This window comes from Serpentinimonas sp. SMBJO2, from assembly GCF_056341105.1.
Genome location: NZ_CP150628.1, coordinates 1,923,404 through 1,946,323, shown reverse-complemented (window position 1 = coordinate 1,946,323; position 22,920 = coordinate 1,923,404). Strand labels below are relative to the sequence as shown.

The following is a 22,920-nucleotide window of genomic DNA, read 5'->3' as shown; positions in this document are numbered from 1 at the left end:
CTGCCCGGCGCCGGCTGATTGTGGTGGCAAAGCAACGGAAAGGGCAGTATGAAAACCGACTCCAAGGTGGAGACGCGCCAGACGGCGCCGGCGGCGCGGCGCGTGCAGCGCGAGATACGCGAGACGCGGGTGGTGAAGGAAGCGCTGGCGCTGGCTGAGCTGGTGCTCAGCGGCGACAACCCGCTGGGCGAGATCACCGGGCCAGCGGGCACCGGCAAGAGCATGGCCGGGCGCGCGGTGGCCGAGCAGATGGGCGCGCTGCGCCTGGCGGCCTGGGACGGCATGAGCCGCCACCAGATGCTGGCCTCGGTGGCGGCGCTGCTGGGGCAGGAGGGGCCGGGCAGCGTCGAGCGCCTGTTGCGCCGGGGCGAAGCGGCGCCGCGCGTGCTGCTGGTGGTGGACGAGGCCAACAAGCTGGGCTGGCGCGTGCTTGAGGCGCTGCGCTACCTGGCCGACGAGTGCGCGGTGGCGGTGCTGCTGATCGGCACCGAGTTGTACAGCCACAAGTTCGTCGATGCGCGCACGCGCCCGCTGCTGTTGCAGTTGGGCAGCCGCATCGGGGCCAAGCGCGTGAGTGCGCGCCACCTCGACCGCGCCGAGACCTACGCGCACGTGCTGCGCCCGGCCTTTGGCGACCTGGCCGACAAAGACCTGGTGACCGCCTTCTGGCACGGCTGCCGCAAGGGCAACTTCCGCGAGGCGGTGGAGCTGGCCGGGGAGTGCCGGCGCATTTTGGAGACGAACCAGATGCAGGCGCTCACACCCGCCGTGCTGGAGCTGGCGGCCAAGTGGATGGCCAACCGCCACGCGGCGGCGCAGGAGTGAGCGGTGGAGCTGCCGCTGGCCGACATTGCCGCCGTGCTGGGCTGCAGCAAGGCGGAGGCGAGCCGCTTGCGCGCGGGCAAGTACGAGCTGGAGCGCCCGAGCAGCGAGCTGATCGAGCGCCACCAAGCGCTGCTGGCGCTGGTGCAGCGCACGGCGCAGGCGCAACGGCTGCAAAGCCTGGGCGCGCTGTGTTTTGACTGCCCCAGGGACGACTGCGCGGGCTGCCGCGTGGCGGAGCTGGGTTGAGTTCTTGATTGGGTTTTGATCGAGGGTTTTTGACGCTGTGCGCCCTGGCCGGGGTGCTTGGTCGAATCAGGAGTGTGAACATGGGTAGTGTGGCAAAAGCAAAGGGCGCGAGGGCGCAACTGGCGGAGCAGCCGCTGGCGGTGGAACTGGTGGAGCCGGACGCAGCGCCGGTTGACGCCTTGCAGACAGCCAACGAGGGCCTGGCGGCGCAAGAGATGGCCGAGCTGGGCGTGTACATCGAGGCGCACGAGGGCGCGCAGCGCAGCGCGGCTGATGCAGCGCTGGTGCAAAAGGCGCTGGTGGCCTGGGGCCTGGTGCGGCGCATCGACGAGCTGGAGGCGCAGCTCAAGCCGCTCAAGGCCGAGCTGGGCGCGGCGCTGGAGGGGCATAGCCTGGTGGTGCCCAAGGTCTGCCGGGTGAGCGCGGTGCGCTCCAGCTCGGTGAGCCTGGCCGACGCCGCGAAGATGCAGCAGCTCCTCGGCGAGCGCTTTGCCGACCTGGTGGAGCAGAGCGTGAGCTACAAGCCGAGCGAGAAGCTGGTGCAAATGAGCTCGGATGGCGACGACCCGTGGGCACCGGCCTACCGCGCGCTGTTGCGCGTGCGCAACAGCTTGGCGGTGCGCATCGGGCCTGAGAAGTAAGCCTGTGCCTCAGCTCCATGCCCTGCGCTGCGGGGTATGGGGCGGATGCACCGATGCACCCGAGCAAGGAGCCCTGCCATGCAAGCCAGCGATCTACCCAAACGCGCGAGCGCGCCGCGCACCGAGCCGCGCGACCGCCGCCGCCTGCTGCTGGGGCTGGCGCACAAGGCGGCGCTGCAGCTCGGCATGGACGAGGAGACGCGGCGTGCGGCGCAGATGGCGTTTGCCGGCAAGGCGAGCCTGCGCGACTACAGCGACGGGCAGCTCATCGGCTGGTGCTGGGAGCTGAAACGCCGGGGGGCGCAGATCGGCATACCGGCACCGCCGCCGAAATCCGGCACCGGCTGGATGCGCCCGACGCCGCAGCAGGTGGCCGAGGTCGAGCGCCTGGCGCTGGCCATGGGCTGGTTTGGCGGCCTGGACGACGAGGCGCTGCGCGGCTTTGTGCGCCGCACCTGCGCGGTGGACGATGTGCGCTTCGTCACACGCTTGCAAGCCACGGCGCTGATTGCCGGGCTGCGGCGCTGGCTGGCGCAGCGCCAGGCGCAGCGGGCCAAGGCGCGGAGTGCGGCGGAGGATGAGGCATGAGGCTGCGCTGCCCCTGCTGCCACGCCGAAGCCGACCTGCAAGCCTGGGCCGAGGCCGACGGCGCGCGCGAGCTGTACGCGCTGCTGCACGGATTGGATGCGACAACGGGCCGCCCTTTGGTGGCCTACCTGGGGCTGTTCCGGGCGCCGCAGCGGGCTTTGAGCTGGGAGCGCGCCTTGCGCCTGGCGCGCGAGGCGCTGGCGCTGGAGGGCGACGCGGCGCGTCTGGGCGCGGCCCTGAGCCTGACGGTGGAGCACCTGCGCAACAAGCGCCAGGCGCTCAGCGAGCGCGAGGCGCGGCCCTTGAGCGGGCACAACTACCTGCGCCGGGTGCTGGAGGGCTTGCCGCTGGCAGATGCGGCGAGCGTGGTGCCGGTGCCGCCCGAGCGGATGAGCGCACCCAGGCGCGCGGCTGCGCCTTCGGCCACGCTGGACGCGGTGCAGCGGCTCGAAGCCATGAAGCGCAGCGCGCTGCAGGCTGCCGACGATGCCGGGAGCCAAGCATGAGCCACGCCGGGAGCGATGGTGCCCCGCCCTGGCTGCTGGCGCTGGTGGCCGAGGGCTTGCAGCGCCTGCTGGTGCTGCGCCTGGAGGGTGCGCCAAGCGCCGACACGATCGAGGGCGTGAGCCTGGCCTGGGCCGATGCGCTGCTGCAGCGCAATCCGCGCTGGCAGGCGCAGCGCGACGCAGAGCGCATCAGGCAGGCGTTTCGCGCCTTGGCGGCGCGCGCGCAGCGCTGGCCCGCGCCGGCGCAGTGGTTCGAGCACCTGGAGCCGCTGCCGCCGCTGCCGCTGCTGGCGCCGCCAGCGCCGAGCCCGGAGCAGCGTGCGCGCGTGCGCGAGCTGCTGCAACAGGCGCGCAACAGGTTTGTAAGATAATGGGTTTTGCCGATTGCGACGATGGACGAGGGTACACCGCTGCTGCCTGGCCGGGCGCGGCGCTGAAATCTGAGGTGGACTATGCGAGCTGCAAGGCTTGACCATTCGCAGCACCTGCAACGGGTGCTGCGGCTGCTATCCGATGGGCGCTGGCACGGCACGCGCGACATCATCGTCGGCGCGGGGGTGTGTGCGGTGAACTCATGCGTGGCCGAGCTGCGCGTCAACGGCGTGCCGGTGGCGTGCCGTAGAGTCGGGCGCGAGCGCTTCGAGTACCGGCTCGGGAGCAAACGGGAGGCCAGCCATGCTGCGCCCTGAGGAGCTGCCCGAAGGGGCGCAGATCATCCTGGACGCACTCACGCGCAGCCTGCGCGACGTGCTTGGGCTGGAGGGCGAGGCCGCCGAGCAGGCGGCCTACGAAGCGCTGCGCCTGGTGCTGGAAGACTGCGGCGGCGAGTACCTGTACATCCCCAAGGATATACGCCTGGCGGCGCACAGCCGCGACGTGCAGATCTGGCGCGACTTCAATGGCCGCAACCAGCGCGAGCTGGCGCGCGCCTACGGCATTACGCCGCAGTACGTGTATCGCATCATCGCGGCGCAGCGCGCGCAAGAGACGCGCAGCCGCCAGGGCGTGCTGGCGCTGGACTAGCCGCACGGGGGCTGTAGCCTAAACGGCTTTAATTGAGCCGTGGGCCAGGCTGCGCCAGACTGGCGTGCATGATCACCGACTGGACACCCTACCCCAACTTCAAGCGCGCCGAGTTCGCCTGCCGCCACACCGGCCAGTGCGCCATGCAGCCGGCCTTTCTGGCGCGCCTGCAAGCGCTGCGCACGGCCTATGGGCGGCCGATGCGCGTGACCAGCGGCTACCGCCACCCGACGCACCCGGTCGAGGCGGGCAAGCGCAGCCGCGCGCCCGGTGAACACACGCTGGGCATGGCGGCCGACATTGCCTGCGCCAGCGGCGCCGAGCGCTTCGAGCTGGTGCGGCTGGCGCTGGAGCATGGCTTTACCCGCATCGGCATTGCCAGCAGCTTCTTGCACCTGGGCTTGGGCGGGCCGGGCTTGCCCGAGCGCGTGATCTGGGAGTACGCGTGATGCTCTGGGGCGCACTCATCCCGGCGGTGACCGGCATCATCGACAAGCTGATCCCCGACCCGCAGGCGGCGGCCGATGCCAAGCTGCGCGCCATGGAGCTGGCGCAGCGCGGCGAGCTGGCCGAGCTGGACGCGCAGATGCGCCTGGCGCTGGGGCAGCTCGAGGTGAACAAGACCGAAGCTGGCGCACCCGACCTGTTTAGGGGCGGCTGGCGCCCGGCGGTGGGCTGGATTTGCGCTGGCGGGCTGGGCTACCAGATCATCGCGCAGCCGCTGCTGACCTGGGCGGGCGCGAACCTGTGGGGCTGGCAGCCGCCGCCGACGCTGGAGCTCGATACGCTGCTGACGCTCTTGTTTGGCATGCTGGGCCTGGGCGCGTACAGGAGCGCGGAGAAGATCAAAGGGGTGACGAAGTGAACGGCCCCTACCTGTTTGGCGCGCTGCCCATCGAGTACGTGCTGACCATCGTCGGCGTGGTGCTGGGCGGGGTGTTTGCGCTTTTGAAATGGTTCGCCGCGCGCATGGTGGCCGAGATCGACACCAGGCTGCAGCGCATCGAAGACCTGGAAAACCGCTTCGAACGCCTCATGTCCGACCTGCCGGTGCACTACCAGCGGCGCGACGACGCGATCCGCGAATACACGGTGATCAACGTCAAGCTGGATCGACTCTACGAACTGATGCTGCGGGGTGAGAAAAATGAATGAACGCGACCGCATTGCGGCGGCCATCAACCTGCCGCGCGCCGAGCGCGAGGTGACGCGCTGGACGCTGCTGGTGGCCCTGTGGCATGCGCGCCCCTACGGGGCCGACGAGCACCTGCTGCTCAACGCCGCGCGCGACAGCCTGCTGCGCGTGACCGCCGACATGATCCGCGCCGAGCTCGACAGCCTGGAAAAACGCGGCCTGATCGCGCTCAACCGCAACGCGCCGATCTGGTGGGCGCAGCTCGCCGCCCTGGGCGAGGACGTGGTGGAGTACCGCGCCGCTGCGCCGGTGGGCGTGTTTCGGCCGCCGCAGTGGTGAGGCGGCAGGCCATGCAAAGTTCCCACGCTCACATTCGTTCGCTTCCCCCCAAGGGGGCGCACGCTCCCCTTGGGGCGGCCCGGCGGGAGGCGTAATGCCACGCCGCCCCAAAATCGACGCCCTGCCGCTTGAGCTCAAGGCGCAGCTCGAGCGGCTGCTGCTGGACAAGACCCACGGCGGCTATGTGGCGCTCTCGAGCTGGCTCAAGGAGCAAGGCTACGAGATCAGCCACGCCGCCGTCCACCGCTACGACCAGCGCATGCAGGTGGTGATGGCAAGGATACGCGCCAGCACCGAGGCCGCGCGCCTGATCGCGCAAGCCGCGCCCGACGAAGCCGACGAGCACTCTGCCGCCGTGCTGCGCATGGTGCAGAGCAGCCTGTTCGAGGCCATGACGCGCGTGACCGAAGCGCAAGACGCCGAACCCGCCGACCAGGTCAAGATTCTGAGCCAGGCCGCGCGCGCGATTGCCGAAGCCAGCCGCGCCAGCATCGGCCAAAAACGCTGGGCCGACGAGGTCAAAACGCGCCTGGACGAGGTGGAGCGTGTCGCATCGAATGCGGGCAAACGGCTGGATGCCGAGACTTTGAAGGCGGTGCGGGAGGCCTTGTATGGCGGCTAAACCTGCGGCCGGGCCCATCCTCTACCCCTACCAGCGCCGCTACCTGGCCGACCGCGCGCGCTTCAAGGTCGGCATGTGGAGCCGCCAGACCGGCAAGACCTTTACCACCACGCTGGAGGCGGTGCTCGACGTGCTCGAGGCCGAGGCCGAGGGGCGCGTGAGCCGCTGGACGATCCTGTCGGTGAGCCAGGCGCGCGCGCTCGATGCCATGGACAACGGCGTCAAGTTGCACCTGCGGGCGATTGGCGCAGCTTTCGAGGCGCTGGACGAGCCGCTGGACGTGGACAGCCTGGCGCACGTGGTGCGCGTGGGCCAGCGCGGCAGCTACATCCGCGCCGTGGCGGCCAAGGCCAGCACGGCACGCGGCATGAGCGACAACTTGATACTGGATGAGTTCGCCCACCACCAAGACAACCGCGCGATCTGGACGGCGCTGCTGCCAGTGGTGTCGCGGCCCGACCTGAAGCTGCGGGTGATCAGCACCCCCAACGGGCGCGGCGACAAGTTCTACGAGCTGATGACGCAGCCCGAGAGCCTGTTTAGCCGCCACGTGGTGACGATCCACGACGCGGTGGCCGACGGGCTGCCGCGCAACATCGCCGAGCTCAAACGCGCCATGGCCGACCCGACCGCCTGGGCGCAGGAGTTCGAGTGCCAGTTCGTCGATGGGGCCACCAGTTGGCTGCCCTACGAGCTGATCGACGGCTGCGAAGACGCCGACGCGCCGGGCGTGTACCAGGGCGGGCCGGTGTATGTGGGCATGGACTTTGCCGCGCGCGGCGACCTGACGGTGATCGCGGTGGCCGAGCTGGTGGGCGACGTGCTCTGGCTGCGCGAGCTGATCGAGCTGCGCGCCACCAGCTTTGGCGAGCAACTGGCCACACTCGACCGCGTGATGCGTGACTACCGCGTACTGCGCGCCGCGCTCGACCAAACCGGCCTGGGCGAGATGCCGGTGCAAGAAGCGCAGCGGCGCCACGGCAGCTACCGCGTGGAGGGCGTGATCTTCAGCGGCCCGCGCAAGCTCGACATGGCCACGGCGCTCAAGGAGCGCATGGAAGACAAGCGCCTGCGCCTGCCGCTGGGCCGCGCCGACTTGCGCGCCGACCTGCACTCGGTGCAGCGTGTGGCTGGCCCCACCGGTGCGCCGCGCCTGGTGGCCGAGCGCCAAGACGGCAGCCACGCCGACCGCTTCTGGGCGCTGGCGCTGTGCTGCGCCGCCGCCGCCGGGCCGGCCTGCGCTTACGACTATCTGCCGCTGGCGCGCCGACGCTGGGCGGGCTCTGAAGCCGAGGAGGGTGCCGGATGGTACGCGCAGATGAGCTGAGCGCCACCCGCCTGTTCCGGGGCGACACCTGGCGCCGCGCCTGGGCGCTGCAGGACGAAGCCGGGCAGCCCATCGCCTTGCACGGGGCCAGCGCCCGGCTGCACCTGCGCGACAGCGCGGGTGCGCTGGTGCTCAGTGCCAGCTCCGCCGACGCACGCCTGAGCCTGGACGCGGCGCGCGGGCGCATCGATATGCAGGTGCCGCACGCCGCCACCGAGACGCTCTCACCGGGCAGCTACCGCTTTGCGCTCGAAGTCACGCACGCGGGCGCGGTGCGCGTGACCTACGAAGTCGGCACGCTGACCGTGCTGGAGGACGTGACCCATGACTGAGCCGCTGCGCGTGCTGCAAGCGCGCTCGCCGCAGGTGCTGGTGCAGGTACACGCCAGCACGCCTGTGGTGCGCGCGCAACAGCCGGGCTTGCCGGGGCCTGCTGGGCCAGCGGGGCCGCCGGGTCTGCCGGGTCTGCCGGGGCCGCCGGGGCCAACCGGGCCAGCGGGGCCGGAAGGTTTGATGGGGCCGGAGGGGCCGGAAGGTTTGCCTGGCCCAGCCGGGCGGCCCTGGCCGCGCCGCCTGGCGACGCCGCGTATCGTGGGCGATGCCAGCGCGCAGCCGCTGGGCACGCTGGTGCTGACCGCAGAGCGCTTGTATTTTGTGCCGCTGCAGGCACCGCGCCCGGTGCTGCTCAGTGCGCTGCGCGCATCGGTCACGGTAGCGGCAGCGGGCGATCTGCGCCTGGGCCTGTACGCCAACCGCAGCGCTGCCGACGGCAGCGACGAGCCGGGCGCGCTGCTGGCGCAAACGGCGGCGCTGTCCATTGCGGTGGGCGACCAGACGGGCAATTTTGGCACCAACTTCGAACTGCAGCCCGGCGTGCTGTACTGGGCCTGTCTGATCGCATCGGCGGGCGCTACGCTGCGCGCGCTGCAGACCAACAGCATCGCCAGCGGGCTTGGTCGCCAGGTGGGCGGCAACGCGCTGATCTCGCACCTGTTTGCCGCTGGCAGCGGCTCGACCCTGCCCGCCAACGCCCCGGCCGGGCTGACGGCGGGCGCGGGCAACATCCCTGCCATCTACCTGATCGAGGCCTGAGCCCATGGTACGCGCCGCCGACCTGAACACCGAGATCGCCACGCCCACGCGCGGCGGGCCGCGCAGCCACGCGCACTGGCGCGCACTGGCCAGCCTCACACCCACGCGGGTGGCAAGCATTTTGCGCCGCGCCGCGCAGGGCGACGGGCGCGACTTTTTGCTCGCCGCCGACGAAATCGCCGAAAAAGACCTGCACTACCGCGCCGTGCTGCAAAGCCGCTGCATGGCGGTATCCGCCCTGCCGCTGCTGGTGGATGCCGCCGACGACACGCCCGCCGCGCACGAGGCGGCCGAGCTGGTGCGCGCGGTGCTGGCCGAGCTGCCCATGAATGAGGTCGCCATGCACCTGATGGGCGCGGTGGCCAAGGGCTACGCCGTGGCCGAGCTGGTGTGGGACACGCGCCGCCAGCCCTGGCGGCCGCGCGCGCTGCTGCCGCGCCCGGCGCACTGGTTTGCCTGGACGCGCGAGGGCACGCCCGAGCTGCGCCTGCTCAGTGCCGAGCAGCCCTTTGCTGGCGAGCCGCTGCCGGCCGCGCGCTTTGTCGTGCATGCGCTGGGCGGCGCGGGCCTGCCCTTGCAGCATGGCGTGGCACGCGCCGTGCTATGGGCCTGGGTGGTGAAAGCCTACGCGCTGCGCGACTGGGCGCGCTTTGCCGAGCTCTATGGGCAGCCGATTCGCATCGGCAAGTACGACCCGGCCGCCACGCCGCAAGACGTGGACGTGCTCAAGGAAGCTGTGCTGGGCCTGGGTGCGGATGCGGCGGCGGTGATTCCGCAGTCCATGATGCTCGAGCTGGTGGAGGCGGCGGGCAAAAGCGCCAGCGCCGACTTGTACCAAAAGCTGATCGAATACCTCGACCGCGCGGTGAGCAAGGCGGTGCTGGGCCAGACCCTGACCACCGAGCAGGGCACCACGGGCAGCCTGGCGCAGGCGCGCGTACACGACGACGTGCGCAAGGAGCTGATGGCCGCCGACGCGCGCGCCCTGGCCGCGACGCTCACGCGCGACCTGGCCGCACCGCTGGTGCGCCTGAACCTGGGCGAGGCCGCGCCGCTGCCGCGCCTGCACTTCGAAATGGTGGAGCCCGACGACCTCGACGGCCTGTCGCTGCAGGTGGCGCGCCTGGTGGCGCTGGGGCTGCCGGTGCCGCAAGGCTGGGCGCGGCAGAAATGGGGCATCCCCGAGCCCGATGGCGACGAGCCGCTGCTCACGCCGCCGGCCGAAGCTACCAACCTGGCGGCGCAGCGGCGGCTGAGCTCTGCCGTGCCCGCATTGGGTGCGACAAGGGCCGCGCCTGGAGTGGTGGCGCACGCCGCCGAGCCGAGCGCCGCGCCCGATGCCATCGACGCGCTGATTGACGAAGCCATGGCGGGCTGGCGCCAGCAGATGGGGCCGGTGCTGGCACCGCTGGAGCAGCTCTTTGCACGCGCCGAGCGCGAGGGCTGGAGCGCCGCCGAGTTGCTCGATGCGCTTGCGCCCACGCTGGCGCAGCCCGACGAGGCGCAGCTCACCGAAGCGCTGGCGCGCGCCGCCTACAGCGCACGCATCAGCGGCACGCACGGGCTGGAAGCCGCGACTGAGGTTGACGACGATGCGTGATGACCATTTTGTTGACGCCGGCAAAATGGTCTGGCCTGCCGAGCGCCGGAGCTAGGCCATGCCGGTGCGTCTGGAGTCTGACCCCGGCCCGGTGCCGCTGTTTGCGCCGCCCGACGCTGGCACGCCCAGCGCCTTTGCGCGCGCCTTTCGTCTGCCGCCCGAAGAGGCGCAGCGCTACCTGCGCGGGCGCGACCGTGTGCGCCTTACCTACGACTGGCGCGAGCTCTGGCACGAGGAGCACGCGCGCGCCTTTACGGTAAGCCGCCTGGCGCGCGCCGACTTGCTGCAAAGCCTGCACGAGGGCATCAAGGCCAGCGTGGGCGGCGACCTGACGCGGCGCGACTGGACCAAGAACGCGCGCCAACTGCTGGGCGAGGCCGGCTGGTGGGGCGAGCGCGAGGTGCCCACACCCGACGGGCGCCTGGTGCGCACCACCTTCAACCCGGCGCGGCTGCAGCTTATCTACGACGTGAACACGCGCATGGCCTACGCCGCCGGGCGCTGGGAGCGCATCCAGGCCGCCAAGGCCACGCACCCCTATTTGCGCTACGTCACGCGCGCCGACGAGCGCGTGCGCAAAAGCCACCGCCCCTGGCACAACGTCACGCTGCCGGTGGACGACCCATTCTGGCACACGCACTACCCGCCCAACGGCTGGCGCTGCCGCTGCCGCGCCGTGCCCATGCGCCGGGGCGAGTACGAGCGCCGCGACGACCTCATCAAAACCGCCCCCGACGAAGCGCTGGAGCGCTGGGTGGATAGCCGCAGCGGCAGCACACGCCTGGTGCCCGCCAACGTAGACCCCGGCTTTGGCTACAACGTCGGGCAGGCGCATGTGCGCTGGCAGGGGCACATTGACGTGCTGGCGCGCAAGGCCAACCAATGGGAGGCACCGATTGCCTCGACCATGCTGGAATCGATGGCGGCATCCAGTCTGTTTGCGCAATGGTACGCCGCGCCCGACGGCAGCGCCTGGCCGCTGGTGCGGCTGCCCGATGCCGATGCGCAGGCGCTGGGCGCGCGCGCCCAAGTGCGCGTGGCAAGCCTGAGCGGTGACACCTTGGCCAAGCAAAAGGCCGGGCATCCGGAGCTCACCCCCGCCGACTACGCCCAGGCCCAGGGCGTGATCAGCCACTACACGCACAAGGCGCAAGAGGGCAGGAGCATGATCTACCTGCGCGTGCTGCCCTCGGGCAGCGCTGGCGGCGGGCATGTGCTGGTGGTCAAGGTCACGCGAACCGGTGCCGGTTTGTGGGTGACGAGTTTCCGACGCCTGCACCAAAAGGACGCGATACGCGACTCGGAAGTTCGCCGTTTGCTCAAGAAAGAAGGTGGGTGAGGCCGCGCCGGATCGGCCCCGTGGGACTGGCGCAGCGGACTCCAAGTCCCGCTGCTAGGGTTTTGCGACCCCGGTGGGTAAATGTCCCCACCAACCTTCGGTGTCCGGCGCACCTTCAGCATCTGCCAGGAGATTTTGCCGCCAGTCCTTGACCCCAGTCTAACCCAGGCCAACCCTCAAAGCAAGCCCCCCAGCCATGCCCGCCCCGATCACCATCCACCTCGACGATCGCGAGCTGCGCGCCGCGCTGGAGCGCCTGGAGCGCCGCGTGCGCGACCTTGGGCCCGCCATGCGCGGCATCGCCACCGAGCTGGAGGCGCGCGTGGAGGAGCGCTTCGAGCGCCGGCGCGACCCCAACAACTCACCCTGGGAAGAGCTCAAGCCGCAGACGCTCCAGCGCAAGAAGCGCAAGGGCGCGATACTCTACGAACATGGCGACCTGCAAGGCAGCCTGACATCGCGCGCGGGCCGCGACTTTGCCGAAGTCGGCTTTGGCCAGCCCTACGCCGCCTACCACGAGTTCGGCACCCGGCACATGCCCCGGCGCGGCCTGTTGCTGGCCGACCCGGTGGCCCGCACCCTGGGCCAGGGCGACCGCGAAGCAGTGCTCGACGTGCTGCGCGAGCTGATCGAGCAGGCGCTGTGAGGCAGCGCGGATGCTCAGGGCTCGAGCGCGCCGGGCGTGCCGCTGGGCAGCGGCATCTGGCGCGGCGGCGACTTGATGCCGTGCACCCGAATGACGGCCAGGCGGCGGCTCAGCTCGTTGCCGTCGGCATCGTAGGCGATGCTTTCCTCGAACTCGGCATCGAGCGCGTCGCCCGGCAGCAGCGCCACTTCGCGCTGGTGGTAGGCGCGCAGCCACTCGGTGTGCAAAATGGCCACCGGCACCGTGCGCGCAGCGCGCAGCACGCGCCACTGCGCCGTGCCCACCATATCGGGCGAGCGCACCTTGAGCCACTCGCGCCCGCGGTTGATTATCGTGTTAGGCTTCATACATCATGCCCCATGCACTGCTCGATCTGGACTTCGGCAACCGGCTCGAAATCACGATCAACAACCAAAAGCCGGTCGTTCTGACAGACCTGACGCTGGCGCTGCTCGGCGTTGGCCAGCAGTTCGAGCGCTTCATCGAGAACGAGACCCAAGCGCAGCAGCAGGTGGGTGCCGAGCTGTACATCAAGGACGTGCGCTCGGGTTCGATTGTCGTCGAACTGGTGGCGCAGTTCATGCCCGTGGTGCCGCTGCTTTGGCAGGGCGGCTCCTTGCTGGAATGGGTCAAGCACGCTCAGTGGGTGATTGAGTGGCTCAACGGCAAGCTGACGCACCCGCCCAAGGACTTGAGCAAGGGTGACCTGCGACAGTGGAACAATATCCTCGAACCGGTCGCCAAGGACGGCGCAGCGCAGATGAACTTCACCGTCGCGCAAGGCGGCAGGGTCGTGAACCAGTTCATCATCAGCTCCGAGCAGGCCAGCGCGGCGCAAAACGGCATCCGTCGCCAATTGGAAGCGCTCAACGAGCCGGACGATCACGTGCAGCGCAAGCGCGTCATGTTCTGGAGCCAAACCAAGTTTGCCGACAACGCCAACACCGGCGACCGCGCGGTGATCGAGAGCATCAGCACCCAGCCAGTGAAAGTCATCTTCGAGAACAACGCCGTCAAGAAAGCCATGCTGGCTGGCGACGCGCGTTTTGCGCGCCAGTGGCACGAGCTGCCTACATCGTGGACGTGCGGGTGCAAACCGTGCGCGGCGTGCCGAAGGTGTACACCATCATCGACTACCACGTTGAAGACACCTTCGACCCGGAGGCGGACTGAGTGTCAATACCCCAGCCGCACCAAACGCCCCACAATCGATTTTTGGCCCCAGCCGCACCCTTGGTATGTCCCAGGCCCTGGCAAACGCTGGCAACGGGGTTCTGGCGCGTTTTAGCGGCATTGCGGCCACAGGCTAAACGGCTTTAATTCAGTTCGGGGCCGGGCAGGGGCATCATGCCCCCATGCCTGCCGCACCGTTTGCCCCTACCCACCCCGCCCCGGCTGATTCTGCCGCGTGCAGCCGCGCCCTGGCGCTGCCGCTGGCGGCGCAAGCCGTTGGCGATGCCGCGCCGCACTGGGTACACCTGCTGCCGGCGGGCACTTTCAGCGGGCGCGACGGGCGCGGACCCTACACGCTCGATGCCGACGCCGTGCTGGCCGCCTTTGCCGCCCACGGCGGCGACCTGCCGCTGGACTACGAACACCAGACGCTCGACGCCGCCAGCAAGGCCGGGCCGGTGCCGGTGGCGGGCTGGATCGAGGCGCTCGATGCACGCGCCGACGGCATCTGGGGCCGCGTGCGCTGGACGGCGCAAGCCGCCGAGCTGCTCGCCGCCCGCGCCTACCGCTATCTGTCGCCGGTGTTCCGCTACCTGGTGGCCGACGCGCGCGTGGTGGCGCTCGACGGCGCCGCCCTGACCCACACCCCCAACCTGGCGGCCTTGCAAGCCGCTGCCAGCCAACGCCAACCGGAGAGTACGCCCGCCATGTCTGCCACCCCCACCGCACCCGAATCCCAACCCGCCAGCGCCCAGGCCGCCATGAGCCTGGAGGCCGATGCCCTGGAGCGCCTGCGCGCCTTGCTCGGCCAGCCGGGCCTGAGCAGCGCCGCCGACTTGCTCGCCGCCGCGCAAGCGCTGCAGCAGCGCCTGAGCGAGTCCGAGGCCAGCGCCCAGGCGGCGCAAGCCGCGCAAGCGGCGCTGCAAGCCCAGCTCGCGCAAGCGGCCAAGGAACAAGCCGCCGCCGCCGCCGAAGCCGCCGTGCAAGCGGCCATGAGCGCGGGCAAGGTGGCGCCGGCCATGCTGGTGTGGGCGCGCGCCTACGCCAGCAAAGACCCAGCCGGCTTTGCCCAATGGGCCGCCGCCGCCCCCAGCGCCGCGCCCAGCGCCAGCAACAGCGCCGCTGCGGCTGCCGCATCCAGCGCCGACCCGAGCGCCGTTGCGCGCGCCGCACAGGCCTGGCAAGACGAGCGCGAGCGCGCCGGCGAGCGCGTGAGCTTTGCCGCCGCCGTGGCGCACGTCATGGGCCAGGCGGCCTGAAACGGCTGCCCTTTGTCGCACGCAATCCGAGCAAACCCCAAGCACCCCACCGGAGAAAAGACCCATGTCCAACCCCATTTTGATGAAAAACTTTGTGGTCGCAGCCGCGCTTGAGCCGTCGCGCATCGTCGTGCTCAGCGCCGCCGACACGGCCGCGCTGGCCACCAGCGCCACGGCGGCCAGCATCGGCATCAGCGACCAGATTCAGGTCGCCGCCGGGCAGCGCATCGACGTCGTGGTGGCCGGTATTGCCGACGTCACCGCCGGCGCTGCCGTCGCGCACGGTGCGCCGCTGACCGCCGACGCGCAAGGGCGCGCCGTGACCGCCGCTGCGGGCAACCGCGTCATCGGCGTGGCGCTCGACGCCGCCGCCGCTGCCGGCGACCGCATCCGCTGCGTGATCGCGCACAGCGTGTTCTAAACCACCAGGAGCCTTGCATATGAGCACCGCCTACCCCCTCAACCCCGAGCTGACCGCGATTGCGATTGGCTACCGCAACCGCGACATCGACCTGATCGCCGACCGCGTGCTGCCGCGCGTGCCCACCGCCAAACGCTTTGCCTACACCGAATACCAACTGGCCGACGCCTTCACCGTGCCGCCCACGCTGGTGGGCCGCCGCAGTGAGCCGACCATGGTCGAGTTCGGCGGGCGCCTGATCAACGACGAGTGCGTCGACTGGGGCCTGGACGACCTGGTGCCCAACGACGAAATCCAGGCCTACGAAAGCATGGGCGCGCCCGGCACGCTCAGCCCGCTGGCGCGCTCGACCCAACTGCTGGCCGGGCTGGTGATGCTGGACCGCGAGGTGCGCGTGGCCAACCGCGTGTTCAGCGCCGCCAGCTACGCCGCCGGGCACACACTCACGCTTTCCGGCACCAGCCAGTGGAGCGACTTTGCCAACAGCAATCCGCTCGATGCCTTGCTGCAAGCGCTCGACGTGCCGCTGGTGCGCCCCAACACCATCGTGCTCGGGCAGCGCACCTGGACGCGCATGCGCCAGCACCCGCGCCTGATCCAGGCCGCCAACGCCAGCGCGCAGACCGGCGGTGCCATCACGCGCGCGCAACTGGCCGACCTGATCGAGGTGCCCAACGTGCTGGTGGGCTCTGGCTTTGTCAATACCGCGCGCCGGGGTCAGCCGCCGCAAATCCAGCGCGTGTGGGGCAACCACGCCGCGCTGCTGTACGTGTCGGATGACGCCGCCAGCACCGGCCAGCCGGTCTATGGCTTCACGGCGCAATGGGGCAGCCGCATCGCCGGCGAGATGGAGGAGCAAAAGGCCGGCCTGCGCGGCGGCGTGCGCGTGCGCGTGGGCGAGAGCGTGCGCGAGGTCATCAGCGCCCCCGGCGCGGGCTACCTGTTCGCCAACGCCGTGGCTTGATAGGGGACTGCCATGAGCCGCACCCGCGCCACCGCCGCTGCCACCGCTGCAGCCGAAGTACAGGCCGAGGCACCCGCCGCCGAAGTGCAGCAGTGGCACGTGCTGCTGCCGCTGCTGCACGACGGCCAGATCCATGCGCCGGGCGACACGCTGGCGCTGCCCGCCGCCGTGGCCGCGCCGCTGCAGGCGCTCGGCACCATCGAGCCCGCATAAAGCCAAGGCCGCCATGCGCTACGCCAGCATCGCCGACCTGGAAGCCGCCCTCGGGCCACATGAGCTGAGCCAGCTCACCGTGGACATGCCCTACGCGGCCACGCTGGAGCGCGCGCTCGACGACGCCAGCGCCGAAGTTTCGGCCTACCTGGCGGCGCGCTACCCGCTGCCGCTTGCCGCTGTACCGGCGCTCTTGCGCAACCTCACCTGCGACATGGCGCGCTACCGCCTCTGGCGCCACGCCGCCAGCGAAGAGGTGCGCCAGCGCTACGAAGACGCGCGGCGCCTGCTCGAACACCTGGCCAGCGGCAAGCTCACGCTGGGCGTGCCCGCTGCGCAAGCGCCCCGGCCCAGCCTGGCGGCGGCGCATGCGGGCAGTGCGCCAGTGTTTGGGCGTGACGCCCCGGCGGTGTGGCCATGAGCGCCAGCACGCGCGCCTGGCTGGACGCGGCGGTGCAGACCCTGCGCGCGCGCCTGAGCGAGTTCGAGGTCGCGCTCTACCCCGACCAGCCGCGCCAATGGGTGCTCAAGCACCCGCGCGCCGCGCTGCTGCTCGACTACCGGGGCAGCCGCTACAGCGCGCCGCTGGACGTGGGCGCGGTGGTGCAAGAGCGCGAGTTCGAGATCGGCGTCTCGGTGCTGGCGCGCACCCTCAACGACGGCTTTGGCGCGCTGGCGCTGGTGGACGCGGCGCGCGCCGCCCTGCTCGGGCAGGAGCTGCCGCACTGCACCCAGCCGCTGCGCCTGAGCAGCGAGCGTTATGTGTCGCAGCAAGACGGCGTCTGGATTTACGAGCTGGTGTTTGCCTGCACCAGCCTGACCGTGCAAGAGGCTGCCCCGGCCACCCAGCCGCTGCTGCGCCAGGTGAGCCTGGCGTCGAACCTGTAACCCCAAGGAGATTTTCATGCCGCTGACGCGCTACACCTACCACGGCCCGGCATCGGGCCTGACCCTGGCCGACGGCACCGAGCTGCTGCTGTGGCCCAACCAGACCGTGGAGCTGCCCAGCTCCGACGTGGTCGATGCGCTGCGGGCGCAGGGCTACCTGCAGCCGATAGCCGAACCCGAGCCCGAGCCCGAAGCCGCCCCCACCCCCAAGAAACCCGCCGCGCGCAAGGAGTAAACCGCCATGGCAGCCAACTTTTTACACGGGGTCGAGACCATCGAGGTCATGCGCGGCCCGCGCCCCATCCGCCAGGTCAAGACCGCTGTGGTGGGCCTGATCGGCACCGCCCCGAGTGGGCCGCTGAACGAGCCCACCATCGTGCTGTCGGCGCGCGACGCGGCGCGCTTTGGCGACGCCGCCGTGGCCGTCGGCTTCACCATCCCGCAGGCGCTGGATGCCATCTTCGACCAGGGCGCAGGCACGGTGATCGTGGTCAACGTGCTCGACCCGGCCACGCACCGCAGCCAAGTGACGAACGAGAACGTGACGCTCTCGACCATCACCCAGCGCGCGCGCCTGGCGCACCCCTACGTGAGCGCGGTGGTGGTGCAGTCGGCCGACGGCCTGACCACTTTCGCGCCGGGCACGCACTACACGCTCGATGCCGAGCGCGGCGAGATCGAGCGCGTGCCCAGCGGCACCATCGCCGCCGGGGCCACGCTGCGCGTGAGCTACCAGCGCCTGAACCCCACCCTGCCGACCACGGCCGAGGTCATCGGCACCGTGACGGCGGGCGGGCAGCGCACCGGCATCCAGGCGCTGGACGACACCCACAGCCGCTTTGGCTTCAACGCCAAGCTGCTGCTGGCGCCGGTCTACCACACGCTGCAGTCGGTCTCGAGTGCGCTCATCGTCATGGCGCACCGGCTGCGCGCGCTGGCGCTGCTGGACGCACCCGTCGGCGTGACGGTGCAGCAGGCGGTGCAAGGGCGTGGGCCGCTGGGCACGATCAACTTCAACACCTCGAGCGAGCGCGCCGTGCTGTGCTACCCGCACCTGCGCGTGTTCGACTCGGCCACCGAAAGCGAGCGCCTGGAGCCCTTCAGCCAGCGTCTGGCGGGCGTGATCTGCCGCCGCGACGCCGAAAACGGCTACTGGTGGAGCCCCTCGAACGCCGAGATCATGGGCATCACCGGCGTCGAGCGCGCCATCACGGCGCGCATCAACGACCCGCAGAGCGAGGCCAACCTGCTGAACGAAAACGGCATCGTCACGCTCTTCAACAGCTTTGGCACCGGGCTGCGCACCTGGGGCAACCGCTCGGCGGCCTGGCCCTCGATGTCGCATCCGCGCAACTTCATCAACATCCGGCGCACCGCCGACATGCTGCACGAGTCGGTCGAGCACGCCATGCTGCAGTTCCTCGACCAGCCCATCAGCGACGCGCTCATCGACGCCGTGCGCGGCAGCGTGGATGCCTTCATCCGCGTGCTGGTCGGGCGCGGCGCGCTGATCGACGGCTCCTGCACCTTCGACCCAGCCAAGAACCCGCCGGTGCAGCTCGCCGCCGGGCACCTGACGCTGGATCTGACCTTCATGCCGCCGACCCCGGCCGAGCGCATCACCTTCGAGAGCTTCATCGACATCAACCTGCTGCGCGGCTTGGGGAGCGGCCAATGATTCGGACTATTGCCGAGTGGCTGGCCTGGCGCCTGCTGTCAGGTCTATTCCCTGTGTTTCAAGGTGACGAAGTGCGTGGAGTAGCGCTGCTGCCGCTGTTGGTGTCAGAAGCAGCTCAAGACGCAGGGCCTCAGTCTGCCCGGCCACCGACTGGTAGCAGGAAACCCTTAACTGTCCTGATGCGTCCATGGCTACTTCAAGCGGAGAGTCCACCATCAAGGAAAGACCGTGCATGTGCAATTCCCACGAATGAGAGGTCAACATTATGAGCAAAATCAACATCCACCGCCTGACCAACGCCAACGTCTACCTCGACGGCGGCTCCATGCTCGGGCGCGCCGAAGAAGTCGAGCTGCCGGTGCTCAAGGCCAAAATGGCCGAGCACAAGGCGCTGGGCATGGTGGGCAGCATCGAGGCCTATGCCGGCTTCGAAAAGCTGGAGGGCAAGATCAAGTGGTCCAGCCTCTACCCCGAGGCGCTGAAAAAAACCGCCAACCCCTTTGCCAGCGTGCAACTGCAACTGCGCGCCAGCGTCGAGGTGTATTCCAGCGCCGGGCGCAGCCAGGAGCTGCCGCTGGTGGCGCTGCTGACCGTGACCTTCAAAAGCCTACCCGGCGGCGGCTACAAGCAGCACGAGAACGTCGAGCTGGAAAGCGAGTTCACCGCCACCTACATGAAGCTGACCGTGGGCGGCGAGGACATCATGGAAATCGACGCCCTGGCCAACATCTACAAGGCCGCCGGGCAGGACGTGCTGGCGACCTACCGCACGCACATCGGGGGCTGAGCGTGCGCCTGGACTGGGAATGCGTGCGCGCCATCCTGACGGCGCTGGAAGACCTGCCCGAGCAGGACGGGCGGCTGGCCCCCGGCGACGTGCCCGGCTGGGCGCCTCAGGTGGTGTCGTACCACGTCGAGGTGCTGGCCGAGGCGGGCCTGCTCAAGGCGCAGTGCGTGCGCGCGCTGGGGGCTCAGACGCTGTGCCTGGCGCAGCGCCTGACCTTTGCCGGGCATGAGCTGCTCGACGCCATGCGCCAGGCGACGCTGTGGAACCGCGTCAAGGCGCGCGTGCGCGATGCCGGGCTGAGCCTGAGCGTCGAAGCCGTCAAACTGGCCGCATCCGGCCTGATCAAGGAGCTACTGCAATGACCGAAATCGTACTCGCATACCCCATCAAGCTCGCCAGCGGCAAAACGCTGGAGCGCATCGCGCTGCGCCGCGCCAAGGTTGCCGACCTGAAAGAGGCGGCGCGCGCCAGCGAGCGCCAGGACGAACAGGAAATCGCGCTGCTGGCGCGCCTGGGTGGGCTGGTGCCCGAAGACTTGCTCGAACTCGACCTGGCCGACTACAAGGCGCTGCAAGATGCCTTTCGGCTCAGCCTGGATCGCGCCGGCTGAGCTCTGGCGCGGCGCGGGCGTGCTGGCGCGCTGGTTTCGCTTTCAGCCGTCGGAGATCGACGCGCTGGCGCTGGACGACTTCGTGCGCTGGTGCCGCCTGGCGGCCGAGCAGATCAAGGCCGAGGGCGCGGCGGCCAGATGAGGTCGGCCAGCCAGCCGAGAAGCAAGGCGAGCACCGCCAGCAACGGCCCGAGCAGCAGCAACAACACCATGACGCTGACAAAGGTCATCAGCAGCGCCGCCAAAAAAGAGCCGCCCTCGACCCAGAGCCAGACGAACAGGCTCAGGGCAAACAGCCACACCAGGCCCTTGGCGATGGCTTCGGCGCGTTGCTGGGATGTCATTGGAGGATAGTAGCATGAGCTCTAACTTGGGTTTGCAGATCGTCATCGGGGCGGCCCTGGCGGCGTCGTTTCGCGTGGCGCTGGGTGGCGCCCAGCGAGCCGTGACCGACCTGGGCGCGGTGGCCGGGCGCATGCAGACGCGGCACGAGCAGCTCGGTGCCGCCATGGCGCGTGCCATGGCCGACCCGCTGCAACCGCTGGGCCAGTTGCGCCAGCGCTACGACGCACTCGGGCGCACGCTGGAGCAGGTGCGCAGCAAGACCGAAGCCCTGAACCGATCGATCGAGCGCGGTGCCGAGCTCAAGGCGGCGCGCGAAGAGCGCTTGGGGGCCATGCAAGAGACCTTCGGCGCCGCCGTGGCGGTAGCCGCGCCGGTGATCGCGTCGGTGCACCTGGCAACAGCGCTGGAGGACTTGACGAACGACATCGCCATCACCGGCGATCTGACCCGGCAGGAGCAGCAAAAACTGGGCCAGACGCTGCGCGCTACCGCGCTGCGCTACAACCAGCACGCAACCGACATCGGCGCTGGGCTGCAGGTGCTGGTGGCTGCCGGCGTGACCTCGGTGGCCGAGCTGGAGCGCTTTGCACCCATACTGGCCGAGACGGCCACGGCCACGCGCGCCAGCGTCGAGGACTTGTCCAACGTGTTCGTGGTCTTGCGCAGCAATCTCGGGCTGGGTGCGCAGGAGGCCGGGGCGGCGTTCAACATGCTGACCTACGCTGGCAAGCGGGGCCAGTTTGAGATGCGCGAAATGGCCAGGTGGATGCCCAACCTGGCCCCCATGATGCAGGGGCTGGGCGTGACGGGCAAGGAGGCGGTGGCTGAGCTGGGTGCAGCCTTGCAAATTGCGCGCATGGGGGCCGGGTCATCGGACGAGGCCGCCAACAACCTGCGCAATTTTCTGGCGCGCATCACCGCGCCCGAGACGCTGCGCAACTTCGAGCGCGCCGGCATCGACCTCAAGGGCAGCCTGATCGATCTGCGCGCCCAGGGCATGTCGCCGCTGATGGGCACGCTGGAGCTGATCCGGCGCTACATGCAGCAAGTGGGCGGCGCGGGTGCGCTGCGGCAGTTCGACGCCGCCACGCGCGCGGGCGACCTGGCCGGCATCCAGGCGCTGACGCAAGCCTACGGCCTGGGCAATCTGTTCCAGGACATGCAGGTCATGAGCTTCATCCGCCCGGCGCTGCAAAACATGGACGAGTTCCAGAGCATCCGCGCCGGTGCGCTCGACGCCGCCGGGTCGGACTTGGTGTCGCAGGACTTTGCCCGGCGCATGGAGGCCAGCAGCGAGCAGATGAAGCGCTTTGGCGTGCTGGCGCGCGACATCGGCGTCTCCATCGGCGAGGCCCTGCTGCCGCCGCTGGTGTCGATCATGGAGACCGTGGCACCGTTTGCGCGCACGCTGGCCGCCTGGGCGCAGGCGCATCCGGCCCTGATTCAGGGCGTGGTGGCCCTGGGGCTGGCGCTCACCGCAGGCAAGCTGGCGGTGCTGGGTGCGGGCTGGGCGGTGAGCTTCCTGATTCTTTCGCCCCTGAACGCCTTGCGCACGGCGCTGCTGATGGTGGGCGGGCGTTGGCTGTGGCTCAAAGGCTTGTGGCAGATTGGCGCGTTTGCGCCGGCGCTGCGCGCCCTGTCTGGCCTGGGCGCGGCTTTCAAGGCGGTGTTGCCGCTGGCGGCCGCGTTTGGCAAAGGCCTGTGGATGGCGGTTTTTATGCCGCTCAAGCTGCTGGCGCAGGGCGTCTGGGTGCTGGCGCGGCTGCTCGGCGGCGCCCTCAAGGGCGCGCTGCTGGCGGCGGGCAAGGCGCTGCTGTGGCTGGGGCGGGCGCTGATGCTCAACCCGATCGGCCTGGCGGTGACGGTCATCGCGGGCGGCGCCTACCTGATCTGGCGCCACTGGGATCGGCTCGGGCCGCTGTTTGCCAGCCTCTGGGGCGGCATTGCCTCGACCCTGTCGGTTGTCTGGGGTCGCATTGCATCGACGGTGGGCGGCGTCTGGAGCGCGCTGCGCAGCGGCTTTGCCCAGGCCTGGGTCTGGCTGCAGGGTCTGCCCGCCCAAATGCTGTCCCTGGGCACCGCCCTGGTCGACGGCCTGGCGCAGGGCATACGCCAGCGCATCGGCGCTGCCGTGGAGGCGGTGCGCAGCCTGGGCCAGAGCGCGGTGGCGGGGCTGCGCAACTTGCTCGGCATCCGCTCGCCCTCGCGCGTGTTTGCCGCCCTGGGCGCGCACCTGGGGCAGGGGCTGGCGCAGGGCATGTACGCCAGCGCCAACGGCGTGGCGCAAGCCGCCGCCGGGCTGGCCGCTGCGGCCACCTTCGGCATGAGCGCGGCGCAGCCGACTCCGCTGCTGCTGCCGCAGCCCGCGCCGCTCGTGCAGCCCGCGCCGCAGCATCTGCCGGCCATGCAGCCCCAGCTTCTGCCACTGCCGCAGCCAGCCAGCGCCGCGCCCGCCAGCGCCGCCCCCACCCCCGGTGCGGCCGCCGGCATGGCGCTGCACTACGCGCCCGTGCTCACAATCCATGCGACAAGCGCCGAGCCCGGCGCGGTGCGCGAGCAGGTGCAGCAGGCGCTGCACTTGAGCCAGGCCGAGTTCGAGCGCTACATGCGCCGCTATCAAGCCGACGCCGCCCGGCGTGCGATCCAGTAGCCA

35 protein-coding genes are annotated in these 22,920 nt (G+C 70.2%); 33 read left to right on the top strand and 2 right to left on the bottom strand.

Features of this window, described 5'->3' with window-relative positions; translation table 11 throughout:
• Positions 1-48: 48 nt before the first annotated feature.
• The 19 genes from AAAZ40_RS09070 to AAAZ40_RS08980 all read left to right on the top strand — a co-directional run bounded on the left by AAAZ40_RS09070 (position 49) and on the right by AAAZ40_RS08980 (position 11,929).
• On the top strand, positions 49-825 hold the full coding sequence (locus AAAZ40_RS09070) for an AAA family ATPase (RefSeq protein ID WP_476660069.1): 777 nt from the start codon (positions 49-51) through the stop codon (positions 823-825).
• Positions 826-828: 3 nt separating this feature from the next.
• Positions 829-1,071, top strand: a complete 243-nt coding sequence (locus AAAZ40_RS09065) for a hypothetical protein (RefSeq protein ID WP_476660068.1) — start codon at positions 829-831, stop codon at positions 1,069-1,071.
• An 80-nt stretch (positions 1,072-1,151) separates the two neighbouring features.
• The gene (locus AAAZ40_RS09060; RefSeq protein ID WP_476660067.1) at positions 1,152-1,712 is read left to right on the top strand and encodes a hypothetical protein; all 561 of its coding nucleotides are present in this window, start codon (positions 1,152-1,154) and stop codon (positions 1,710-1,712) included.
• 78 nt (positions 1,713-1,790) lie between these two features.
• Positions 1,791-2,300, top strand: coding sequence for a regulatory protein GemA (locus tag AAAZ40_RS09055; protein ID WP_476660066.1), 510 nt, complete (start codon positions 1,791-1,793; stop codon positions 2,298-2,300).
• The gene (locus AAAZ40_RS09050; protein ID WP_476660065.1) at positions 2,297-2,806 is read left to right on the top strand and encodes a hypothetical protein; all 510 of its coding nucleotides are present in this window, start codon (positions 2,297-2,299) and stop codon (positions 2,804-2,806) included. Before AAAZ40_RS09055 ends, AAAZ40_RS09050 begins: the two co-directional genes overlap by 4 nt.
• A complete protein-coding gene (locus tag AAAZ40_RS09045) occupies positions 2,803-3,177 on the top strand; it encodes a hypothetical protein (protein WP_476660064.1) in 375 nt (124 codons plus the stop codon). The genes AAAZ40_RS09050 and AAAZ40_RS09045 overlap by 4 nt, the downstream gene beginning before the upstream one ends.
• 123 nt (positions 3,178-3,300) lie before the next feature.
• Positions 3,301-3,495, top strand: coding sequence for a hypothetical protein (locus tag AAAZ40_RS09040; RefSeq protein WP_476660063.1), 195 nt, complete (start codon positions 3,301-3,303; stop codon positions 3,493-3,495).
• On the top strand, positions 3,482-3,829 hold the full coding sequence (locus AAAZ40_RS09035) for a Mor transcription activator family protein (protein ID WP_476660062.1): 348 nt from the start codon (positions 3,482-3,484) through the stop codon (positions 3,827-3,829). Before AAAZ40_RS09040 ends, AAAZ40_RS09035 begins: the two co-directional genes overlap by 14 nt.
• Before the next feature lie 68 nt (positions 3,830-3,897).
• The gene (locus AAAZ40_RS09030) at positions 3,898-4,278 is read left to right on the top strand and encodes a D-Ala-D-Ala carboxypeptidase family metallohydrolase (protein ID WP_476660061.1); all 381 of its coding nucleotides are present in this window, start codon (positions 3,898-3,900) and stop codon (positions 4,276-4,278) included.
• A complete protein-coding gene (locus tag AAAZ40_RS09025) occupies positions 4,278-4,694 on the top strand; it encodes a holin family protein (protein WP_476660060.1) in 417 nt (138 codons plus the stop codon). Before AAAZ40_RS09030 ends, AAAZ40_RS09025 begins: the two co-directional genes overlap by 1 nt.
• Positions 4,691-4,984 (top strand): hypothetical protein, encoded by a 294-nt coding sequence (locus tag AAAZ40_RS09020; protein ID WP_476660059.1) that lies wholly within the window; start codon positions 4,691-4,693, stop codon positions 4,982-4,984. Before AAAZ40_RS09025 ends, AAAZ40_RS09020 begins: the two co-directional genes overlap by 4 nt.
• A complete protein-coding gene (locus AAAZ40_RS09015) occupies positions 4,977-5,303 on the top strand; it encodes a cytoplasmic protein (protein WP_476660058.1) in 327 nt (108 codons plus the stop codon). The genes AAAZ40_RS09020 and AAAZ40_RS09015 overlap by 8 nt, the downstream gene beginning before the upstream one ends.
• Before the next feature lie 94 nt (positions 5,304-5,397).
• Positions 5,398-5,925, top strand: a complete 528-nt coding sequence (locus AAAZ40_RS09010) for a phage protein Gp27 family protein (RefSeq protein ID WP_476660057.1) — start codon at positions 5,398-5,400, stop codon at positions 5,923-5,925.
• Positions 5,915-7,252, top strand: coding sequence for a terminase large subunit domain-containing protein (locus AAAZ40_RS09005; protein ID WP_476660056.1), 1,338 nt, complete (start codon positions 5,915-5,917; stop codon positions 7,250-7,252). Before AAAZ40_RS09010 ends, AAAZ40_RS09005 begins: the two co-directional genes overlap by 11 nt.
• Positions 7,231-7,584, top strand: coding sequence for a hypothetical protein (locus tag AAAZ40_RS09000; protein WP_476660055.1), 354 nt, complete (start codon positions 7,231-7,233; stop codon positions 7,582-7,584). Before AAAZ40_RS09005 ends, AAAZ40_RS09000 begins: the two co-directional genes overlap by 22 nt.
• Positions 7,577-8,344: a hypothetical protein gene (locus AAAZ40_RS08995; protein ID WP_476660054.1), complete on the top strand. Its 768-nt coding sequence runs from the start codon at positions 7,577-7,579 to the stop codon at positions 8,342-8,344. Before AAAZ40_RS09000 ends, AAAZ40_RS08995 begins: the two co-directional genes overlap by 8 nt.
• Before the next feature lie 4 nt (positions 8,345-8,348).
• On the top strand, positions 8,349-9,944 hold the full coding sequence (locus tag AAAZ40_RS08990) for a DUF935 domain-containing protein (RefSeq protein ID WP_476660053.1): 1,596 nt from the start codon (positions 8,349-8,351) through the stop codon (positions 9,942-9,944).
• A 58-nt stretch (positions 9,945-10,002) separates the two neighbouring features.
• Positions 10,003-11,283 (top strand): phage head morphogenesis protein, encoded by a 1,281-nt coding sequence (locus AAAZ40_RS08985; protein ID WP_476660052.1) that lies wholly within the window; start codon positions 10,003-10,005, stop codon positions 11,281-11,283.
• Between the two features lie 196 nt (positions 11,284-11,479).
• The gene (locus AAAZ40_RS08980; RefSeq protein WP_476660051.1) at positions 11,480-11,929 is read left to right on the top strand and encodes a phage virion morphogenesis protein; all 450 of its coding nucleotides are present in this window, start codon (positions 11,480-11,482) and stop codon (positions 11,927-11,929) included.
• A gap of 14 nt (positions 11,930-11,943) precedes the next feature.
• On the opposite strand, the gene AAAZ40_RS08975 is transcribed toward AAAZ40_RS08980, so the two are convergent.
• Entirely contained in the window at positions 11,944-12,276 is a 333-nt protein-coding gene (locus tag AAAZ40_RS08975; RefSeq protein WP_476660050.1) for a hypothetical protein, read from the bottom strand.
• A 5-nt stretch (positions 12,277-12,281) separates the two neighbouring features.
• Between AAAZ40_RS08975 and AAAZ40_RS08970 the strand changes: the two genes are divergently transcribed.
• The 13 genes from AAAZ40_RS08970 to AAAZ40_RS08910 all read left to right on the top strand — a co-directional run bounded on the left by AAAZ40_RS08970 (position 12,282) and on the right by AAAZ40_RS08910 (position 20,064).
• Positions 12,282-13,217: a hypothetical protein gene (locus tag AAAZ40_RS08970; protein ID WP_476660049.1), complete on the top strand. Its 936-nt coding sequence runs from the start codon at positions 12,282-12,284 to the stop codon at positions 13,215-13,217.
• A 67-nt stretch (positions 13,218-13,284) separates the two neighbouring features.
• Positions 13,285-14,361: a phage protease gene (locus AAAZ40_RS08965; RefSeq protein ID WP_476660048.1), complete on the top strand. Its 1,077-nt coding sequence runs from the start codon at positions 13,285-13,287 to the stop codon at positions 14,359-14,361.
• A 64-nt stretch (positions 14,362-14,425) separates the two neighbouring features.
• A complete protein-coding gene (locus AAAZ40_RS08960; protein ID WP_476660047.1) occupies positions 14,426-14,782 on the top strand; it encodes a capsid cement protein in 357 nt (118 codons plus the stop codon).
• 19 nt (positions 14,783-14,801) lie between these two features.
• Entirely contained in the window at positions 14,802-15,746 is a 945-nt protein-coding gene (locus AAAZ40_RS08955) for a phage capsid protein (RefSeq protein WP_476660046.1), read from the top strand.
• 12 nt (positions 15,747-15,758) lie between these two features.
• Complete coding sequence (locus AAAZ40_RS08950) at positions 15,759-15,959, top strand: hypothetical protein (RefSeq protein ID WP_476660045.1); 201 nt, start codon at positions 15,759-15,761, stop codon at positions 15,957-15,959.
• Between the two features lie 13 nt (positions 15,960-15,972).
• Entirely contained in the window at positions 15,973-16,380 is a 408-nt protein-coding gene (locus AAAZ40_RS08945; RefSeq protein WP_476660044.1) for a gp436 family protein, read from the top strand.
• Positions 16,377-16,847, top strand: coding sequence for a Gp37 family protein (locus AAAZ40_RS08940; protein ID WP_476660043.1), 471 nt, complete (start codon positions 16,377-16,379; stop codon positions 16,845-16,847). Before AAAZ40_RS08945 ends, AAAZ40_RS08940 begins: the two co-directional genes overlap by 4 nt.
• A 16-nt stretch (positions 16,848-16,863) precedes the next feature.
• Positions 16,864-17,082 carry a hypothetical protein gene (locus AAAZ40_RS08935; RefSeq protein WP_476660042.1) on the top strand — a complete coding sequence of 73 codons (219 nt, stop codon included), beginning with the start codon at positions 16,864-16,866 and terminating at the stop codon, positions 17,080-17,082.
• 6 nt (positions 17,083-17,088) lie between these two features.
• A complete protein-coding gene (locus tag AAAZ40_RS08930; RefSeq protein ID WP_476660041.1) occupies positions 17,089-18,525 on the top strand; it encodes a phage tail sheath subtilisin-like domain-containing protein in 1,437 nt (478 codons plus the stop codon).
• A 265-nt stretch (positions 18,526-18,790) separates the two neighbouring features.
• Positions 18,791-19,312, top strand: a complete 522-nt coding sequence (locus AAAZ40_RS08925; RefSeq protein ID WP_476660040.1) for a phage major tail tube protein — start codon at positions 18,791-18,793, stop codon at positions 19,310-19,312.
• 2 nt (positions 19,313-19,314) lie between these two features.
• Positions 19,315-19,674 (top strand): DUF2513 domain-containing protein, encoded by a 360-nt coding sequence (locus AAAZ40_RS08920; protein WP_476660039.1) that lies wholly within the window; start codon positions 19,315-19,317, stop codon positions 19,672-19,674.
• Positions 19,671-19,922, top strand: a complete 252-nt coding sequence (locus AAAZ40_RS08915) for a phage tail assembly protein (RefSeq protein ID WP_476660038.1) — start codon at positions 19,671-19,673, stop codon at positions 19,920-19,922. Before AAAZ40_RS08920 ends, AAAZ40_RS08915 begins: the two co-directional genes overlap by 4 nt.
• Positions 19,888-20,064, top strand: a complete 177-nt coding sequence (locus AAAZ40_RS08910; RefSeq protein WP_476660037.1) for a hypothetical protein — start codon at positions 19,888-19,890, stop codon at positions 20,062-20,064. Before AAAZ40_RS08915 ends, AAAZ40_RS08910 begins: the two co-directional genes overlap by 35 nt.
• Here the strand turns inward: AAAZ40_RS08910 and AAAZ40_RS08905 are convergent.
• Positions 20,036-20,266 (bottom strand): hypothetical protein, encoded by a 231-nt coding sequence (locus tag AAAZ40_RS08905; RefSeq protein ID WP_476660036.1) that lies wholly within the window; start codon positions 20,264-20,266, stop codon positions 20,036-20,038. The genes AAAZ40_RS08910 and AAAZ40_RS08905 overlap by 29 nt on opposite strands.
• Before the next feature lie 14 nt (positions 20,267-20,280).
• On the opposite strand from AAAZ40_RS08905, the gene AAAZ40_RS08900 reads away from it, so the two are divergent.
• Entirely contained in the window at positions 20,281-22,917 is a 2,637-nt protein-coding gene (locus AAAZ40_RS08900) for a phage tail tape measure protein (RefSeq protein WP_476660035.1), read from the top strand.
• Positions 22,918-22,920: the final 3 nt, after the last annotated feature.

Excerpts from the sequence above, each read along its gene's own strand:
- AAAZ40_RS09070 (WP_476660069.1), top strand. The coding sequence starts at position 49 with ATGAAAACCGACTCCAAGGTGGAGACGCGCCAGACGGCGCCGGCGGCG.
- AAAZ40_RS09060 (WP_476660067.1), top strand. The coding sequence starts at position 1,152 with ATGGGTAGTGTGGCAAAAGCAAAGGGCGCGAGGGCGCAACTGGCGGAG.
- AAAZ40_RS09055 (WP_476660066.1), top strand. The coding sequence starts at position 1,791 with ATGCAAGCCAGCGATCTACCCAAACGCGCGAGCGCGCCGCGCACCGAG.
- AAAZ40_RS09050 (WP_476660065.1), top strand. The coding sequence starts at position 2,297 with ATGAGGCTGCGCTGCCCCTGCTGCCACGCCGAAGCCGACCTGCAAGCC.
- AAAZ40_RS09045 (WP_476660064.1), top strand. The coding sequence starts at position 2,803 with ATGAGCCACGCCGGGAGCGATGGTGCCCCGCCCTGGCTGCTGGCGCTG.
- AAAZ40_RS09035 (WP_476660062.1), top strand. The coding sequence starts at position 3,482 with ATGCTGCGCCCTGAGGAGCTGCCCGAAGGGGCGCAGATCATCCTGGAC.
- AAAZ40_RS09030 (WP_476660061.1), top strand. The coding sequence starts at position 3,898 with ATGATCACCGACTGGACACCCTACCCCAACTTCAAGCGCGCCGAGTTC.
- AAAZ40_RS09025 (WP_476660060.1), top strand. The coding sequence starts at position 4,278 with ATGCTCTGGGGCGCACTCATCCCGGCGGTGACCGGCATCATCGACAAG.
- AAAZ40_RS09015 (WP_476660058.1), top strand. The coding sequence starts at position 4,977 with ATGAATGAACGCGACCGCATTGCGGCGGCCATCAACCTGCCGCGCGCC.
- AAAZ40_RS09010 (WP_476660057.1), top strand. The coding sequence starts at position 5,398 with ATGCCACGCCGCCCCAAAATCGACGCCCTGCCGCTTGAGCTCAAGGCG.
- AAAZ40_RS09005 (WP_476660056.1), top strand. The coding sequence starts at position 5,915 with ATGGCGGCTAAACCTGCGGCCGGGCCCATCCTCTACCCCTACCAGCGC.
- AAAZ40_RS09000 (WP_476660055.1), top strand. The coding sequence starts at position 7,231 with ATGGTACGCGCAGATGAGCTGAGCGCCACCCGCCTGTTCCGGGGCGAC.
- AAAZ40_RS08995 (WP_476660054.1), top strand. The coding sequence starts at position 7,577 with ATGACTGAGCCGCTGCGCGTGCTGCAAGCGCGCTCGCCGCAGGTGCTG.
- AAAZ40_RS08990 (WP_476660053.1), top strand. The coding sequence starts at position 8,349 with ATGGTACGCGCCGCCGACCTGAACACCGAGATCGCCACGCCCACGCGC.
- AAAZ40_RS08985 (WP_476660052.1), top strand. The coding sequence starts at position 10,003 with ATGCCGGTGCGTCTGGAGTCTGACCCCGGCCCGGTGCCGCTGTTTGCG.
- AAAZ40_RS08980 (WP_476660051.1), top strand. The coding sequence starts at position 11,480 with ATGCCCGCCCCGATCACCATCCACCTCGACGATCGCGAGCTGCGCGCC.
- AAAZ40_RS08975 (WP_476660050.1), bottom strand. The coding sequence starts at position 12,276 with ATGAAGCCTAACACGATAATCAACCGCGGGCGCGAGTGGCTCAAGGTG.
- AAAZ40_RS08970 (WP_476660049.1), top strand. The coding sequence starts at position 12,282 with ATGCCCCATGCACTGCTCGATCTGGACTTCGGCAACCGGCTCGAAATC.
- AAAZ40_RS08965 (WP_476660048.1), top strand. The coding sequence starts at position 13,285 with ATGCCTGCCGCACCGTTTGCCCCTACCCACCCCGCCCCGGCTGATTCT.
- AAAZ40_RS08960 (WP_476660047.1), top strand. The coding sequence starts at position 14,426 with ATGTCCAACCCCATTTTGATGAAAAACTTTGTGGTCGCAGCCGCGCTT.
- AAAZ40_RS08955 (WP_476660046.1), top strand. The coding sequence starts at position 14,802 with ATGAGCACCGCCTACCCCCTCAACCCCGAGCTGACCGCGATTGCGATT.
- AAAZ40_RS08950 (WP_476660045.1), top strand. The coding sequence starts at position 15,759 with ATGAGCCGCACCCGCGCCACCGCCGCTGCCACCGCTGCAGCCGAAGTA.
- AAAZ40_RS08945 (WP_476660044.1), top strand. The coding sequence starts at position 15,973 with ATGCGCTACGCCAGCATCGCCGACCTGGAAGCCGCCCTCGGGCCACAT.
- AAAZ40_RS08940 (WP_476660043.1), top strand. The coding sequence starts at position 16,377 with ATGAGCGCCAGCACGCGCGCCTGGCTGGACGCGGCGGTGCAGACCCTG.
- AAAZ40_RS08935 (WP_476660042.1), top strand. The coding sequence starts at position 16,864 with ATGCCGCTGACGCGCTACACCTACCACGGCCCGGCATCGGGCCTGACC.
- AAAZ40_RS08930 (WP_476660041.1), top strand. The coding sequence starts at position 17,089 with ATGGCAGCCAACTTTTTACACGGGGTCGAGACCATCGAGGTCATGCGC.
- AAAZ40_RS08925 (WP_476660040.1), top strand. The coding sequence starts at position 18,791 with ATGAGCAAAATCAACATCCACCGCCTGACCAACGCCAACGTCTACCTC.
- AAAZ40_RS08915 (WP_476660038.1), top strand. The coding sequence starts at position 19,671 with ATGACCGAAATCGTACTCGCATACCCCATCAAGCTCGCCAGCGGCAAA.
- AAAZ40_RS08910 (WP_476660037.1), top strand. The coding sequence starts at position 19,888 with ATGCCTTTCGGCTCAGCCTGGATCGCGCCGGCTGAGCTCTGGCGCGGC.
- AAAZ40_RS08905 (WP_476660036.1), bottom strand. The coding sequence starts at position 20,266 with ATGACATCCCAGCAACGCGCCGAAGCCATCGCCAAGGGCCTGGTGTGG.
- AAAZ40_RS08900 (WP_476660035.1), top strand. The coding sequence starts at position 20,281 with ATGAGCTCTAACTTGGGTTTGCAGATCGTCATCGGGGCGGCCCTGGCG.